Consider the following 16,189-nt stretch of genomic DNA (forward strand, 5'->3'; position numbering starts at 1 on the left):
ATGTATATTTTATTATGTTGTGCAGCAGGTATGTCAACGAGTATGGTCGTAAGAAAAATGCAAGAAGAGGCAAAGAAAAAGGGGAAGAATTATAAAATTAAGGCGGTTGATTCAGAACTTGTGAAACTTGAAATAAAAGAAGCCGATGTCGTTTTAATCGGTCCACAAGTGAAATATTTATTTCCAGCTGTAGAGTTTCTTGCAAATTCATACAATATACCAGTTGCGATTATAGACCAACGAGATTATGGCATGTGTGATGGTTTGAAGGTGCTTAAGCAAGCAGAACAATTAGTTTTAGCATAATTATATTTTTTTAAATATAAACATTATAATGTTATAAAGTTTATTTCATTCTTTTATAGTAGAGAGAAAGAGGAGGGCTATTGATGAATGGGTTTATGAGTTTTATGGAACAAAAGATTATGCCAACAACGCAAAAGATTGCAGGACAACGACATTTATTGGCAATTCGAAATGGGGTTATTTCTACATTACCGTTAACGATTGTCGGTTCATTTTTCGTTATCTTTTTAAATTTACCAATTGATGCATATATGGAATGGATTGCACCGTTTCGCCATATTTTAGATATTCCATTCCGATTTACAGTAGGACTAATGGCATTATACGCAGCGTTCGGTGTAGGGGCTTCGCTCGCGAACTTTTATCAGCTCAATCAGTTAAGTGCAGGGTTATTATCTGTACTCGCCTTTTTACTAGCATCAGTTGAACCAATTCAAATTACGAAAGCTGTACCAGGTGTTATTGATGCAGGGAGATATATTTCAGTAGGAACATTAAGTGCAACGTCTTTATTCGGCGCAATTGTTACAGCATTAATTGCAGTCGAAATTTATCATTTTATGATTAAGCATAATATTTCAATAAAATTACCAGACAGTGTACCACCAGCAGTTTCAAATTCGTTTGCAGCATTAATTCCAACATTAGTAGTTATTCTTTTATTTTGGGGCATTCGCTACGGTTTGAAATTCGATGTAAATACAACAATTACATATTTAATCGCACCATTAAAATCAGTACTAGTAGGAAATAACTTATTCGGTGGTTTATTAACAGTATTCTTAATCGTGTTCTTCTGGTCATTTGGTATACATGGACCGGCGATTTTAGGACCAATCATTCGTCCGATGTGGGATTCAGCAATTCTTGAAAATATGGAAGTGTTCACGGCTACAGGAAATGCACATCAGTTACCAAACTTATTTACAGAGCAATTCATTCAATGGTTCGTATGGATTGGCGGATCAGGCTCAACGTTAGCTTTAGTAATTATGTTTATGTTCTCTAAATCTAAGTTCCTAAAAGAGTTAGGTAGATTATCATTCGTACCAGGTTTATTCAATATTAACGAGCCAATTATTTTCGGGGCTCCGATTGTAATGAACCCAATCTTAATTATTCCGTTCGTTATTACACCGCTAGTGACAACGACAGTATCATATTTCGCAGTTGTTTCAGGTATGATTCCACTCATGATGGCGAAACTGCCATTTACGATGTTAGCACCAATTGCAGCGATTATTAGCACGGACTGGACAATTATGGCTGGTGTACTTGTACTTGTTAACTTTGCGATCTCATTCGTTATTTACTATCCATTCTTCAAAATGTATGAGAAACAACAATTAGCAGGAGAGGAGAAAACAGAATGCTCGGAGCAATTATCATCTTAATTACATTCGTGGTCGGACAGTGTATTGCCCATTATTCGAAATGGGTACAAAGTAAATCTTTATTAGTGTTACTACTAGTATCAGTTTTATTTATCGGTTGTTCAATGGGTGCATATGTAATGTTAGGATTGCAATCACCGTACGTAATTATTGTACCGACAATTTTATGTGCAACATGTTTATCTGCAAAATATAGATTTACGAGTATGGCATTAATACAACGTGTGAAGGAGATGCAAAAGCATGGAGCGTAAATTAGGAATTTCACTTTATCCAGAACATTCAACGAAAGAAAAAGATATGGCATATATTTCGGCAGCGGCACGACACGGTTTTTCAAGAATATTTACTTGTTTGTTATCTGTGAATCGTCCGAAAGAAGAAATTGTATCTGAATTTAAAGAGATTATTAATCACGCAAAAGATAATAATATGGAAGTTATTCTAGATGTAGCTCCGGCTGTGTTTGATCAGCTTGATATTAGTTATAGCGATCTATCATTTTTCGCAGAGTTAGGTGCAGACGGTATTCGTTTAGATGTAGGTTTTGACGGATTAACGGAAGCGAAAATGACGAATAATCCGTACGGTTTAAAAATTGAGTTAAATGTAAGTAACGATATTGCGTACTTAGAAAATATTCTTTCGCATCAAGCGAATAAATCAGCTTTAATTGGTTGCCATAATTTTTATCCGCAAAAATTCACTGGTCTTCCGTACGATTATTTCATTCGCTGTAGTGAACGCTTTAAAAAGCATGGTATTCGCAGTGCAGCATTTATTACATCATATGCCGCAAACATCGGTCCATGGGATATTAACGACGGATTATGTACGTTAGAAGAGCATCGTAATTTACCAATTGAAGTGCAAGCGAAGCATTTATGGGCGACAGGGCTAATTGATGATGTCATTATCGGAAATGCTTATGCGAGTGAGGAAGAGTTAGAGAAACTAGGAAACTTAAATCGATACATGTTACAGCTGAAAGTACAATTTGTAGACGAAGCGACTGAAGTAGAGAAGAGAGCTACGCTGCAAGAATTACACGTAAGACGCGGCGACATAACAGAGTATATGGTACGTTCTACAGAAGTACGTAAAAAGTACAAAGACTATGACTTCCCAGTGCGCGAAAGTGTGCTACAGGAAAGAGGGCAAGTTGTAATTGGTAACAACTCATTTGGTAAGTATAAGGGTGAACTGCAAATCATTCTAAAAGAAATGCCGATAGATGAACGGAAAAATATTGTCGGTATAATTGCGGAAGAGGAGTTATTCTTACTAGATTACGTAGGGGCTTGGACGCAGTTTACTTGTGTGGAATAGAGAAGATAGGGGGCGTTCCAAATTTTGGACCGCCTTTTTAATATTAAAGTACTTTTAACGTCAAAATTTGTCGGTAAATCGATATCTCTTGTCGAATCGTTGATATATTATAAGTTACGATAGATATATTCGAAAAATCGTTGATATATTGTAGGTTACGATAGATATATTTGAAAAATCGTTGATATAATTTCATTTACTATGTCATTTTTCAGTAGTTTAATAGAGTAAAAAAAGAGCCAGCCTCAACGATGAGACTGACTCTTTTTTACTAACTAGTTTAATACTTTAACTGTAACTGTTTTACGTCCCCAGCTACTTGATGTACCTTTATCTGGCATTAAAACGTCGATTTTATTACCTTTAATAGCTCCACCAGTATCACCAGCGATTGCTACTCCGTAACCTTCAACCCATACTTTTGAACCTAATGGAATGACACTTGGATCAACTGCAATTAGTTTCATGTTTGGATTAGCTGTTAAGTTGTGGCCTAAAGCTGATTTTACTTGGTCGCCTGCTTTATAACCATTTTCAAGTGGATCTGCTGTATAAGCTGTTGCTACAACACGTAACTCACGAGAAGATGATGGTGCACTTGTTTCAGTTTCTTTTGCAACAGGTTGTTGTGTAGCTGGTTTTTGAGCTTTAGCTGCTTCTTTAGCTTTAGCCGCTTCACGAGCTTCAGCTGTTTCTTGAGCCTTAGCCGCTTGAGCTTCAGCATCTGCTTGAGCTTTAGCCGCTTCACGAGCTTTAGCTGCTTCTTGAGCCTTAGCCGCTGCTTGAGCTTCAGCATCTGCTTGAGCTTTAGCTGCTTCACGAGCTTTAGCCGCCTCTTGAGCTTTAGCTTCTGCTTGAGCTTCAGCATCTGCCTGAGCTTTAGCTGCTTCTTGAGCCTTAGCTGCTTCACGAGCTTTAGCCGCTTCTTGAGCTTTAACTTCTGCTTGAGCTTCAGCTGCTTCGCGAGCTTTAGTTGCTTCCACTGCTTTAGCTTTTGCTTGAGTTTCAGCTACTTCCTGAGCTTTAACAGCTTCACGAACTTTAGCTGTATCTTGAACTGTAGTTGTTTTTTCAGCTTTAACTACTGGTTGAACTTTAACTGGTGCTTTACCTGTTAAGTAAGGAACATGAACATAAGCTGTTTTTCCGTTATATTCAAATTGAATCCAATCATTTTGTACTTGGTGTGTTGTTTCGATTACATCATCTTTTTTCAACTTACCAAGAATCTCTGAATCTGTGTTTGCACTAGCACGTACATTTAATACGTTTGCTGTTACGTAGTAAGTGTCTTTTGTATAGTCAGCGCTTATGAAAGCTTCTTTACCGCTATTCAATTGAACTTTTGACCAACCATTTTCTGTATGTAAAACATTTACTTTATATCCATCTAATAATTTTCCTACAACTTTTGATTCAGTAGTTGGGTTTTCTCGTACGTTTAGTACGTCAGTCGTTACGATCGTTTCTGCTTTAGCAGATGTTGTGAAAATCCCAAGACCAAAAACCGCTGCTGTTGCTATACCCATAAATTTTTTCATAATAGCCTCCATTGCATTTGTTTTCGTTGACCTCATTATAGCAACCATTATTTTCTTATTTGCGAAAAACATAAAATTACAAAGCTTTCGTAACGGGGCATTAATATTCTGTAACAATTCCACAAATATCCTGATAGCGCTTCCTTGTTGTTTTTTGGCGTATTAGGTCATGTAAAACATAAAATGAGTAGTATTTCAATTACAATAACATTAATAATGTTACGGTAATATTTCTTGTAGATATCTATAGTGTTACAAAAATAGCGTATTTTACTGTCTGAATGAAAAGATAGTTATGGAATAATAACCTTTTTAGATGTAAAAAGATATAAATGAGGTGAAATTTAATGAAATATCGATATAATTGTTACAAAATCAGTCGAAGCATGGAAAAAATTACGCCTTGATTTTCGTCTGTTACATAGTATTTTTGCAATAATAGGATTAGATAATAGCTTTAGTACCTATAAATAATGAAGAGTATTAGAATGATAGTTGTAACGTGAAATATATATAATAGAAGAAACTCGATTTAATAGGTAAATAAAAAACGCAGGAGTGTAAACTCCTACGTTTTTGTTTATTCATATCGTAAACATTCAATTGGATCAAGTTTTGCAGCTTTGTTGGCTGGTAGTAGTCCGAATGCAATACCGATTAGCATTGAAATACCTACGGCAAGAAGTCCAAGTTCTTTTGAGACAACGAGTGGCCATCCAGCAAAGATTGAGACGATCCAAGCGAAGAAAATACCAAGCATGAATCCGATGAAACCACCAAGTCCTGTTAAAATACAAGATTCGATTAAGAATTGTGTTAATACTTTACCACGTGTTGCACCAAGTGCTTTACGAATACCAATCTCACGTGTACGTTCTGTTACAGATACGAGCATGATGTTCATTACACCGATACCACCAACAAGTAAGGAGATAGCAGCAATACCACCGAATACCATTTTCATCATACCGATTGATTCGTCTAGTTGTTTCGTAAATTCACCTAAATCTTGTGCTTCGAATTTGTGCTCAAATTTAGGAGCTTTCATTTCGTTTAAGACAGAAACAGCTTGTTTTTCTACACTTTTACGTTCTGTCGGAGAGGTCATTGTTAATCTTACAGAGTCATACTCATTTACTCCTGAAATGACAGGCGCGTTTTCAAGTGACGTATAACCTTCAGGCATAGGCATTCCGAAGTCGTTTTTCGTTTCGTATACACCGACTATTTTATAAGGCTTTCCTTTTATATCTGTGTATTGGTTTGATTCCCAACCACTAAATAATTTGTTGAAAGCTTCTTCATTTAATATAACAGCAGGGATTGCTTGGTTTAGTTCACTGTCATTTAATTCACGACCGTGAACTAATTTTATTTTCGAATCTTTCATAAAGGCGCCTGTTCCACCTTTTAAATCAAGATTTACATCTTTTGAGCCAGCAGATGCTTTTACTTTCATACTTACGTCTGGATATACATCTTTAACGCCTGGTACAGTTTGCAGACGGTTTAGCATATCAGGTGTGATTTTGGCACTATCTGTTCCGTAATCAGGGTTGTTGTAGTAAATCGTTACTTCATTATCTTTTCCTTGGCCTAATTCTTTTTTAAACTTTGCGTTTGTACCATCACCCATTGAGATGATAGTAATAATGGCACTAATACCGATAATAATACCTAACATTGTTAAGATAGAACGCATCTTATGAGCAAAGATAGAGGAAAGGGCCATGCGTATATTTTCACTCGTGTTCAAAATTAACCTCTCCAATCTTGGACGATATTTCCGTCACGAATTACAATTTGACGTGCTGCAGCTTCCCCGATTTCACGGTCATGGGTAATCATAATGATTGTTGAGCCTTGTTTGTTTAATTCGTAAAAGAGGTCCATAATTTGTGTACTTGTTTTCGTATCAAGTGCTCCCGTCGGTTCATCGGCTAAAATGAATTTCGGGTTATTTACGATTGCACGTGCAACAGCGACACGCTGCTTTTGTCCACCTGACAATTCGTTCGGCAGGTGAGTAGCGCGATCAGCTAAGCCTACTTTTGTTAAAGCGGCTAATGAACGCTCACGTCTTTCTTTTTTATCAACTCCAGCGTAAATAAGAGGTAGCTCTACATTTTGAAGTGCTGTAAGTCTAGGTAATAACATGAAGTTTTGGAATACGAATCCGATTTCTTTATTACGTACGTGTGCAAGTTCTGTTTCAGACATGTTTGAAATGTTTTGACCAGCTAGTTCGTACGTACCTGTCGTCGGTTTATCTAAGCAACCGATAATGTTCATTAATGTTGATTTACCAGAACCAGAAGGTCCCATAATCGAAGTGAATTCTCCTTGGTTCAGTGTTACATCAATTCCATGTAATATTTGAACGGACTCTGCACCATTTTGGAAGGATTTCGTGATGCCTTTTAAGTTAATCACTGGGCGACAACCTCCATACCATCTTTTAAGTCTTTTTCAGGCTTAGAGATAATTTCCTCTCCTTTTTTCACTCCAGAAACTTTTGCTTCGCTATCAGTCTCGAATTCAACAGTAACTGCTTGTTCTTTCGCTTTACCGTCTTTTACAACGAAGACAACATTTTTGTCACCTTTTTTCACGATACTGCTTTTCGGAATAATTGTACCAGTTGCTTCGCCAGATTTACTTGTTACGTAAACATGGAAGCCGTTTTGTAGTTCGTCACTATTATCTAATGTGACAGTGAATTGGTAATTAGAAACAGTTTTATTTTCATCCATGCTCTTTAAAGGTGTAGAACCGATTTCTGTTACTTTTCCTGTCCAAGTCTTACCAGCGACAGTTTTTGATGAAACAGTTACTTCTTGCCCAACTTTCATACTAGCAAGCTCATATTCAGAAAGTTGACCTTTTACTTTAAATTGACCAGCGTGACGAAGAGTAATTCCGCTCATACCTGTTTTTTCGTCAGCAGTTTTTACGATATCATCAATTACGCCATCAGCAGGACTTGTTACAGAAAGATTGTTTACTTTCTCTTTTGCTGCTTTAATCATTTCATCAGCTTTTTCAACTTCAAACTTTTTCATTTCAATTTGTGATTCTAATTGCCCAACTTCGGCTTCTGATGCTTTTAATGCTTCAGCAGGAAGGCCTGCATTTTTATCTTTTTGTAATTTTTGTTTCGCTGTATCAATTTGTTTTTGGAGCAACGTTACTTCTTTTTGTGCGATTTTCTTTTGCATTTCTGCTTCTGTTACACCTTGTTTCGCAGTCGGATCATTGTATTTAAATAGAAGCTGACCCTTTTTCACTTCATCGCCTTTTTTCACAGCTAATTCATATGTTCCTTTTGTTGGATCGAATGAAATAGTTTCAATTCCATTTGGAATAACTTCGCCACCAAATTTTTGCGCGTTTTGGATTTGTTTTTCGGTTACTTTATATCCGCTATATGCCATTGCTACATCTGAACCGCCCCCAGCAAATGCAAAGTATGATCCAGCTGCAATTCCGATTGCTACTACACTAGTAATTAACACTTTATTTTTCTTTTTCATCTATTTATCACCTTTTCGTTCGTTTTAGTATCTACATTAAGTATAGAAGAGGTGAAGAATCTGACAAATCGTTTTAGCTTACAATAACCTTACAGTTTTGTAAGGTATGAATATGTAAATGTAAGGTAGAGGTTGTCCTAGTGTAAGCAAATGAATTGACTCGTCGTTTCTTTCTTACAATAATATTGTATGGAGGAAAGGAGGAAGGAAGATGGAAGCTTATTTTAGCGCACACCCATTAAAACCATTTATTCCATACTCAAGGCAACATGCCCTTATATTATTTATTATGTTGGTGGGGATATTTTTTCTGTATCAATACCAAGATGTATTACGTCAAAGTGAGTGGAATATAACGGTTCGATATGCAATTGCATTTTTATTTATAGGTAGTGAAATTGGGCTTCATATGTGGGAGTGGAAAGCGGGGATTTTTGAGCTAGCTACTTCATTACCGTTTGAATTATGTACGATTAGTTTATTATTAGCGTCGATTATGATCGTAACGAAAAGTTACCGCATATATGAGATTGTATTTTTCACGGGAATTATTGGTGCATCACAAGCTATTTTAACGCCAAACTTGCAGTATGCTTTTCCGCATTTTCGTTTCATTGAATATTTTATCGCGCATATATTGCTCATTTGGGCACCACTCTTTATGACTTGGGTGGAAGGATATCGTCCGACAGTACAATCTATTAAACGCACAATGATATTTTTAAACATATTGATTCCAATTGTTTCGTTTGTAAATTACAAAACAGGTGGTAATTATATGTTTTTAGCTCATAAGCCAGAAACAGCTTCATTACTTGATATGTTAGGGCCGCATCCTTACTATATTATTTCATTAGAAATAGCTGCGCTTATTGGATGTTTGGTTTTGTATATGCCGTTTGCGAAAAGAGAAAGGCATGCGCATAAGGAATCACTAGGATCATAGCCTAGTGATTTTTCACTCTTAAAATATTTACAATTCAGAAAATTAAGAATAATATTAGAGAGTAAATTATATAAAGAGAGAAGGGAAAACGTGGTCAAAAAATTTTTTCTGAATGGGATGGAAGTGACGTTTCAATTTCTTATTTCGATTTTGGGTATTATTTGTTTAGGGACATTGCCGAAACTATTTTATGGATTTGAGCTGCATGCATCACAGTACATAAAGAGTTTACAAGAAGTGTTTGTGAATTTAATGGACATCTCCAATTTTAAATATGTGGGAGATAAATTTTTATTTCCACAGTTGTTTGTCCATTATAAAGAAACAATTGTTATATTTTTAGCTGCTTTTTTCATTTCATTATTTGTAGCATTTTGTATTGTTTATGTAATTATGAGTAGTTCACCGCGTATACAACATCGAATTAAATCATTTCTTATCTTCCTAGAATCCATTCCAGATATCCTTCTTATTTTAGTATCACAAATTTTAGTTGTATGGTTTTTTAAACAAACAGGTTTTTTACCTTTTCAAATTGCTTCAATTGGAGGCGAGTCGATTAGGGGGTTGCCAATATTGTGTTTGAGCATCCCGACTACGATTATGTTTGTAAAAATGGTCGTGCTTCGTTTTGAAAATGAACTAGAAAAAGATTATGTACTATTTGCTAAGGCGAAAGGTTTGGGGCGTTTTCATATTTTAAATCGTCATATTTTACGAAATGTGTTGCTTAGTACATTATTCTTTGCGAAAACGAATATCTTTTTTATGTTATCTAATTTATATATTATAGAATGGATTTTTAATACGGGTGGTATTTTTATGTTTTTGAAATCGTATTTCGGTATTAGAGTTGAGGTTTTCATCGTTAGTGTGCTTCTTATATATATTCCGATTTTTATTTTATTTAAATTGTTTCATTATCTCATTCCGGCTGCGATGAAGGAGAGATTATAATATGTGGACGTATATAAAACGTGATAAAAGATTTTGGATAAGCATTGGGTTTCTTCTCCTATTAGTTCTTTTGAGCATCGGAAATACGTTATGGAATGATGGACATATTAGACAAGTTACATTGCAATATGATGCGGATGAAAATCCACAAGTGCCACCGTTTCCACCTTCATTACAATTTTTACTCGGGACAGACCGGAAAGGGTATGACCTGTTACATTTAGTCATTGAGGGCGCGAAGTGGACGATTGGTATATCTATTTTAATTGCGGCACTTAGAATGGTAATAGGTGTGTTTTTCGGTGTCGTACTCGGAACGTATATAAAAAGAGGATTTTCAAAAATTGAGGCTTTCTTTGATAGTTTTACAGTTATTCCGACAGTTATGATTGCGTATTTTTTTCTTCAATCTGCAAATACATTTGGAAGCGGAGAGGAGACAACAACCTTTTTTGAAAGGGCTTCGTTTCAAGTGGTATTACTTGTACTGCTTGTAATGCCAGTTATTGCACTGTATGTGGCGAAGGAAGTTCGTAAATTGCGAACGGAAGAATTTGTTGATGCCGCGCGCATATTAGGTGGATCGAGAAGGCATATTGTTATAAAGCATATTTTCCCGCATCTCTATATGACGTTTATACTTGTATTTTTTCAGCAGTTTACGCAAACTCTTACTATTTTACTGCACTTAGGATTACTGGAAATATTCTTTGGCGGAACAGTTCAGTTTTTAGGACCGATAGAAGAAATAGACTCTTACACACATGAATGGTCAGGTTTAATTGGAGTCTATTTTAGATCATTAACAGTGAATCCATGGATCCCTCTCGTCCCAATTACATTTTTCGGGCTTACTATTTTTTCAGGAAATATGATTGTAAAAAGTATCGAAGAGGCGATGATGAAAGTAAGGTTAGGAGGAGAGCTAAAGAAGGATGTTGTAGAAGAGGAACAATCTGCTGTGCAGTCAAAAGAAGAGTTATTTACTTTTAAACATACGATGTGAAGAGCCTAGGAAACTAGGTTCTTTTATTTTGTTATATTACAATATCGTAAGAGAGCTGTAATGAAAATCGATAGGGGAGAAATACAATTTCGTATACACTTTATGTATAGAGAAATACGAGAGCGGGTGAAGGTATACGATGGATTTTTTAGAAGTATCAAAACGTAGTATAAAACGAAATATAAAAGATTATTTTCTATACTTTATTTCATTAGTAGGTAGCATTATTATTTATTTTACATTCGTATCGATTAAACGAAATGAAAGTGTAGTAGCTCTTTTAAAAGAATCGGATAAGGTGGAAACGACATTTACGTTTGCACAAATATTGTTAATTATCTTTTTAACGATATTTATTTTTTATTGTAATAGCTTCTTTTTGCGAAAGAAGAAAAAAGAAATTGCGCTATATAGTTTACTAGGTATCCGTAAAGAAGAAATCGCGAAGTTACTTTTTTATGAAACATTATTAGTTGGTGGTGCGGCAAGTGTATTAGGTATTCTTGCTGGTTTATTTATAGCGAATATGTGCGCGGGGCTTCTCGTGAAGTTAATGGGAAGTGCGTTTACTTTTACATTTACGATTTCATTTGTATCTATAGTAGAAGTTCTTATAACGATAGGCGCAATTTTCTTTATTGCATCATGGAAAAGTAAAAAGTTAATTTATGAGCATCGTTTAGTTGAATTACTATATGGTGAAAATCAAAAAGAAGAGGCACCTACGTATTCAAGTAAGAAGGCAAAACGAGCGATTGTTTTATTAATTACAGGTTATATCATTGCGTTACTTACACAAGTTTTTGGATTTGGAGCAATTTTTATTACAGGTCTACTTATTTTTGGCTGTATTGTAAAAGGTACGTTTTTACTATTTGAGCAATATACAGTGAAATCACTCCATACAATCAAGGGAGATAAAACGAAATATTGGAATGGAACGAACATTTTATCGATTTCTTCATTGTTCTTCAGAATAAAAGGAAACGTAAAGATGCTTGCGTTATTATCTTTATTAAGTGCGGTAACATTATGCACCATTGGGGTGAGTTCCAGTATGTATTATGGGGCGCAGAAGACAGCGACCTTAATGAATCCAGTTAGTTATGAGTATGTAACAACTGGAAAGGAACTAGATAAGAAGGTTAGAGAAGAAATTCAAAAACATGAATTAGCAATTAAAAATGAAACGTCTGTAGCTATGCTGTCTATGCAAGGGAAGATAGATGGAGAACAAATATTAACAGGGTATTTAATAGGTAATGGTAATGTGCAAATGATAAAAGTGACAGATTATAATAAATCAGCTTCTATATTAGGCAATAAACAAGTTATTCTCGGTTCTGAAAAGGAAGTTGTTTTATTAGATCCGTATAAATCACATAACATCGAAAAGAATTCGCTTGAAGGAAACAATGTGTTCTTTGAAGGGATGAAGGACGATATTACAATCGTTGATCATCGAGAGGAAACAATTATGAGTGCGAAACTTGCACCAGTGGGGCTTGTTGTTCGAGATTCGTTATTTAATAAGTTGCAGCAAGGAAAGGATGTTTCAACAGTTAGTGGATTTATCGTTGAAGGAAACGGTAATAGAGCGCTAACGAAAGAGCTAGGGACAATCATTCCTAAAGAAGTGAAATTCCAATCATTTGAAGAGGCGAGCCAATCTGAATTGCAAGATGGTGCAGTGTTATTATTTGCTAGTATATTTTTAGGGATTGTCTTTATTCTTGCAACAGGCTGTATTTTATACTTTAAACAAATAACAGAAGCGATGGCAGAGCGACCGGCGTACGGAATGTTAAAGAAAATCGGACTAACGAAAAAGGAAGCAAGGGAATCTGTAAGAAAGCAAGTAGGTGCAATATTCTTAGTACCACTATTTCTTGCGATTGTTCATACGTTCTTTGCATTTTTAAGTTTGATGGGTTTTACAGGAATGTTTGAATATAGTCTTCCCCTACTAGGTAGTATAGGAGTGTATATCATAATCTACTTTGGTTATTATATGTTAACTGTTCGTTCTTACACAAATACTGTATTTAATAATAGAAGATAAAAAGAAGCAAGCATGGATTTCATGCTTGCTTCTTTTCTTTATTTTGTAGAAACTTCACCTGTAGCTTCTGTTTGCGGAATAAAGTATCCAATTATACCACCGATTATTGCTGGAATGATCCAGCCAATTCCTAAGTTATAAAAAGGAATCGTGTGTACGATATTAGCGATAAAACCTGGTATCATTTCCACATTATCAAGTGCATGAATACAGCTAATAATAAATGCTGCGATCATTGCTCCAATGTAGACAGAAGGTTTACGTTTCGTATATTTATCGATAAATGATACAAAAACTAAAATGATCGTAATTGGGTACAAAATAATTAATACAGGTAGTGTGATTTTAATTAATAAGCTTAATCCTAAGTTTGAAATAACGAAACTAAAGATACAAACGTATAGCACAAGCTTTTTGTATGAAACATTTGTTAGCACTGTTGTGAAGTAATTTGCAAATGCACTTACAACACCAATTGCCGTCGTTAAACAAGCGAAGATAATGGCGATACTTAATAAAATATTACCGCTTGTCCCAAAGAATTGATACATAACAGTAGCTAATAGTTGACCACCGTTTTCGAATTGCCCTAAGTTCCCGTTTGAAGCTCCGATATAACCGAGTAAGAAGTAAACAATTGTTAAGAATAGAGCAGCGATGCTTCCGCAAATGATTGTATATTTTGCGATAGATTTCTTCTCTTGTATACCGTTTTGACGAATTGCATTTACAACAATTGTTGATAGTACGAGAGCGCCAATTGCATCTAACGTTAAAAATCCTTCAAGAAATCCTTTGAAAAACGGGATGTCTTTATAGTCACCGATAGGCTCTGCAAACGTTCCTGGTGAAAGAATCGCTTTTGTTGCCATAATTGCAATAATTACAAGTAAAATTGGCGTTAATATTTTACCGATATGATCTACTAGCTTGGATGGATTTAATGATAAGAAGTAAACGACTGTAAAGAAAATCGCACTAAAAACTAACATAGAATACCATTGATCTGGGAAAAGTGGTGCAATCCCAATTTCATAAGATACAGATCCAGTTCGTGGAATAACAAATAGTGGGCCGATTGAAAGATAAATAATGATAGCGAATACTGCTGCGAATTTTGGATGAACACGGCTCGCTAAAGTGTTAAAACTACCACCAGCAAGGGCAACAGCAACGATAGCAAGTAAAGATAAACCGACGTCTGTAATAATAAACCCTGTAATGGAAACCCACATATTTTCTCCGGAAGAAAGACCGAGAAGGGGCGGGAAAATCATATTACCAGCACCGAAGAAAACTGCGAATAGTAATAAACTAATCGAAAGTATTTGCGCTGGTTTTAAAGTTGTACGCATATAAAGAAAATCCTCCTAATGAGTGTTTTTGTCGAAAATTCAAATAATTTGTCGAGTAACTGTTATTATTTTAAAGGTCTGATGACTAGAAAGCAATAGGGAATTTTGAAAATATTAAAAAATAATGCATTAAATCGAATAAATATACTATTTATATGTTTAATAGGAAGGATTTAACTTTTAACGTAAAAAAACACATATCGCTAGGATACGTGTATTAAAAATATATTTTTCTATCGCGTTCTTCTTTTAAAATTTCAACCGCTTCTCGGAAACGTTGTGAATGAACGATTTCACGTTCACGTAAGAAGCGTAGACTATCATTTATATCTGGATCATCGGATAAGTTAATGAGCCATTGATATGTTGCTCGTGCTTTTTCTTCAGCTGCAATATCCTCGTATAGATCGGCAATTGGATCACCTTTAGCCTGTATATAGGTTGCAGTAAATGGAACACCAGCAGCGTTATGGTAATGAAGAGCACTGTCATGATCAGCGTAATGAGGGTCAAGACCAGCAGCTTTCATTTGTTCAGGGGTCGCATCTTTCGTCAGCTTATAAACCATCGTAGCAATCATTTCAAGGTGAGCAAATTCTTCTGTACCAATATCAGTAAGTAGGCCAATGACTTTATCAGGAATTGTATAACGTTGATTTAAGTAACGTAGTGCAGCAGCTAATTCTCCATCTGCACCACCGTATTGCTCGATTAATAATTTTGCAAGTGCGGGATTGCAAGTTCCCACTTTAACTGGGTATTGTAATTTCTTTTCATAAATCCACATAGTTTCTCTCCTTTATATTTGCCATGGCCAAGGACCTTTGCTCCATTCCCAAGGGGCATTAGAATAGCTGTTTCCAAACTGTTGGAGTGGTCCGTATTTTTCTTCCATCTTTTGTTTTAATACTCTCCGTTTATAGGAAAAGTCATTAAATTGATTAATCGCAGCGGTGTCATCTGGATGTGTATCTAAATAAAGAGTGAGTTCAACTAGTACAAAGTCCAGTTCTTGAAGCTCCAGTAAAAGTTTATAGTATTCTTCTGGTAGCGATTGATTCACGACAGTAGTCACCGCCCTTTTTTATAAGGATTTTCATAATAGTCATAAAAAACAGGCCATAAAGTCCCTTTTTGTAGTGCTTCTTTTGGTGTGAATTGTGGTAAGTTTGGCGGTTGAAAGCCTAAAAATAAATTAGGAGGAGTAGAATAATATTTTTTTCCAATAGGAGGACAGGGATCGAGAGGACTATGATAGGGCACGAATGATCTCATATATTTATTCACGAATAAACCTCCTTAAGTGTTCATTACTACGTATTGTATTCAGACATAATAGGCATTTATGACACATATAAAAAAGTAATAGGTACGGGGGGAATGAATGTGGAGAATGTGAAACAATTCATTGTATTGGAAGTGAAAAACTTAAAGGAAACTTTGTATTTTTACGAAGGGATTTTAGGAATTAAACCTAGTTTAGAAAGACCTCAATTAGATGTAACAGGGGTTTGGTATGATGCTGACTCAACGAGAATTAGTTTTATTATGAAGCGCAGTTTGGGCGGGCGTGAGAAGAGTGTTACGGACTCAGTTGATGTTCTAACGTTTTCAATTTCTAACATAGAGAATGTAAAGAAGAGGTTAGTATTTTATAAAATCGCATACACAGAAAACAAAAGTGAGAAGAGTATTGTGGTACAAGACCCGGATGGATATAAACTTCAAGTGATAGAGAAGGATGAATAGACGGAGGGGAT

General features: G+C 35.5%; 17 protein-coding genes. 9 read left to right on the forward strand and 8 right to left on the reverse strand.

What is annotated here, in order from left to right; all coding sequences use genetic code 11:
- The 4 genes from ACW0JX_RS04250 to ACW0JX_RS04265 all read left to right on the forward strand — a co-directional run bounded on the left by ACW0JX_RS04250 (nt 1) and on the right by ACW0JX_RS04265 (nt 3,029).
- Complete coding sequence (locus ACW0JX_RS04250) at nt 1-306, forward strand: PTS sugar transporter subunit IIB (RefSeq protein ID WP_459245400.1); 306 nt, start codon at nt 1-3, stop codon at nt 304-306.
- Nucleotides 307-389: 83 nt separating this feature from the next.
- The gene (locus ACW0JX_RS04255) at nt 390-1,700 is read left to right on the forward strand and encodes a PTS sugar transporter subunit IIC (RefSeq protein ID WP_001013057.1); all 1,311 of its coding nucleotides are present in this window, start codon (nt 390-392) and stop codon (nt 1,698-1,700) included.
- Nucleotides 1,676-1,954, forward strand: coding sequence for a hypothetical protein (locus ACW0JX_RS04260; RefSeq protein WP_000900048.1), 279 nt, complete (start codon nt 1,676-1,678; stop codon nt 1,952-1,954). Before ACW0JX_RS04255 ends, ACW0JX_RS04260 begins: the two co-directional genes overlap by 25 nt.
- Nucleotides 1,944-3,029 (forward strand): DUF871 domain-containing protein, encoded by a 1,086-nt coding sequence (locus tag ACW0JX_RS04265; RefSeq protein WP_459245401.1) that lies wholly within the window; start codon nt 1,944-1,946, stop codon nt 3,027-3,029. Before ACW0JX_RS04260 ends, ACW0JX_RS04265 begins: the two co-directional genes overlap by 11 nt.
- A 275-nt stretch (nt 3,030-3,304) precedes the next feature.
- On the opposite strand, the gene entC is transcribed toward ACW0JX_RS04265, so the two are convergent.
- The 4 genes from entC to ACW0JX_RS04285 all read right to left on the reverse strand — a co-directional run bounded on the left by entC (nt 3,305) and on the right by ACW0JX_RS04285 (nt 8,103).
- Nucleotides 3,305-4,693, reverse strand: coding sequence for a cell wall-binding protein EntC (gene entC / locus ACW0JX_RS04270; RefSeq protein WP_459245402.1), 1,389 nt, complete (start codon nt 4,691-4,693; stop codon nt 3,305-3,307).
- 457 nt (nt 4,694-5,150) lie between these two features.
- Entirely contained in the window at nt 5,151-6,302 is a 1,152-nt protein-coding gene (locus ACW0JX_RS04275; RefSeq protein WP_015406456.1) for an ABC transporter permease, read from the reverse strand.
- A 26-nt stretch (nt 6,303-6,328) separates the two neighbouring features.
- Nucleotides 6,329-7,003: an ABC transporter ATP-binding protein gene (locus tag ACW0JX_RS04280; RefSeq protein WP_000609100.1), complete on the reverse strand. Its 675-nt coding sequence runs from the start codon at nt 7,001-7,003 to the stop codon at nt 6,329-6,331.
- Nucleotides 7,000-8,103, reverse strand: coding sequence for an efflux RND transporter periplasmic adaptor subunit (locus ACW0JX_RS04285; RefSeq protein ID WP_053565182.1), 1,104 nt, complete (start codon nt 8,101-8,103; stop codon nt 7,000-7,002). The genes ACW0JX_RS04280 and ACW0JX_RS04285 overlap by 4 nt, the downstream gene beginning before the upstream one ends.
- 211 nt (nt 8,104-8,314) lie before the next feature.
- On the opposite strand from ACW0JX_RS04285, the gene ACW0JX_RS04290 reads away from it, so the two are divergent.
- The 4 genes from ACW0JX_RS04290 (at nt 8,315) to ACW0JX_RS04305 (ending at nt 13,074) form a co-directional block, all read left to right on the forward strand.
- Complete coding sequence (locus tag ACW0JX_RS04290) at nt 8,315-9,049, forward strand: YwaF family protein (RefSeq protein ID WP_000388700.1); 735 nt, start codon at nt 8,315-8,317, stop codon at nt 9,047-9,049.
- A 90-nt stretch (nt 9,050-9,139) separates the two neighbouring features.
- Nucleotides 9,140-10,006, forward strand: a complete 867-nt coding sequence (locus ACW0JX_RS04295) for an ABC transporter permease subunit (protein ID WP_168411134.1) — start codon at nt 9,140-9,142, stop codon at nt 10,004-10,006.
- 1 nt (nt 10,007) lies between these two features.
- A complete protein-coding gene (locus ACW0JX_RS04300) occupies nt 10,008-11,012 on the forward strand; it encodes an ABC transporter permease (protein ID WP_095691367.1) in 1,005 nt (334 codons plus the stop codon).
- Between the two features lie 139 nt (nt 11,013-11,151).
- Entirely contained in the window at nt 11,152-13,074 is a 1,923-nt protein-coding gene (locus ACW0JX_RS04305) for an ABC transporter permease (protein ID WP_095691366.1), read from the forward strand.
- A 38-nt stretch (nt 13,075-13,112) separates the two neighbouring features.
- On the opposite strand, the gene brnQ2 is transcribed toward ACW0JX_RS04305, so the two are convergent.
- From brnQ2 to ACW0JX_RS04325, 4 genes are all read right to left on the reverse strand, one after another.
- Nucleotides 13,113-14,429, reverse strand: coding sequence for a branched-chain amino acid transport system II carrier protein BrnQ2 (brnQ2, locus tag ACW0JX_RS04310; RefSeq protein WP_089170458.1), 1,317 nt, complete (start codon nt 14,427-14,429; stop codon nt 13,113-13,115).
- Between the two features lie 217 nt (nt 14,430-14,646).
- Entirely contained in the window at nt 14,647-15,216 is a 570-nt protein-coding gene (gene cotJC / locus ACW0JX_RS04315) for a spore coat protein CotJC (protein ID WP_000265274.1), read from the reverse strand.
- Nucleotides 15,217-15,228: 12 nt separating this feature from the next.
- Nucleotides 15,229-15,492, reverse strand: a complete 264-nt coding sequence (locus ACW0JX_RS04320; protein WP_001076509.1) for a spore coat protein CotJB — start codon at nt 15,490-15,492, stop codon at nt 15,229-15,231.
- 8 nt (nt 15,493-15,500) lie between these two features.
- Nucleotides 15,501-15,716, reverse strand: a complete 216-nt coding sequence (locus ACW0JX_RS04325) for a spore coat associated protein CotJA (protein WP_001046257.1) — start codon at nt 15,714-15,716, stop codon at nt 15,501-15,503.
- 93 nt (nt 15,717-15,809) lie between these two features.
- Here ACW0JX_RS04325 and ACW0JX_RS04330 point away from each other — a divergent pair, with 93 nt between their 5' ends.
- Nucleotides 15,810-16,178, forward strand: a complete 369-nt coding sequence (locus ACW0JX_RS04330) for a VOC family protein (RefSeq protein WP_044129442.1) — start codon at nt 15,810-15,812, stop codon at nt 16,176-16,178.
- Nucleotides 16,179-16,189 lie beyond the last annotated feature (11 nt).

This window comes from Bacillus sp. C-3-6 (genome assembly GCF_054509685.1).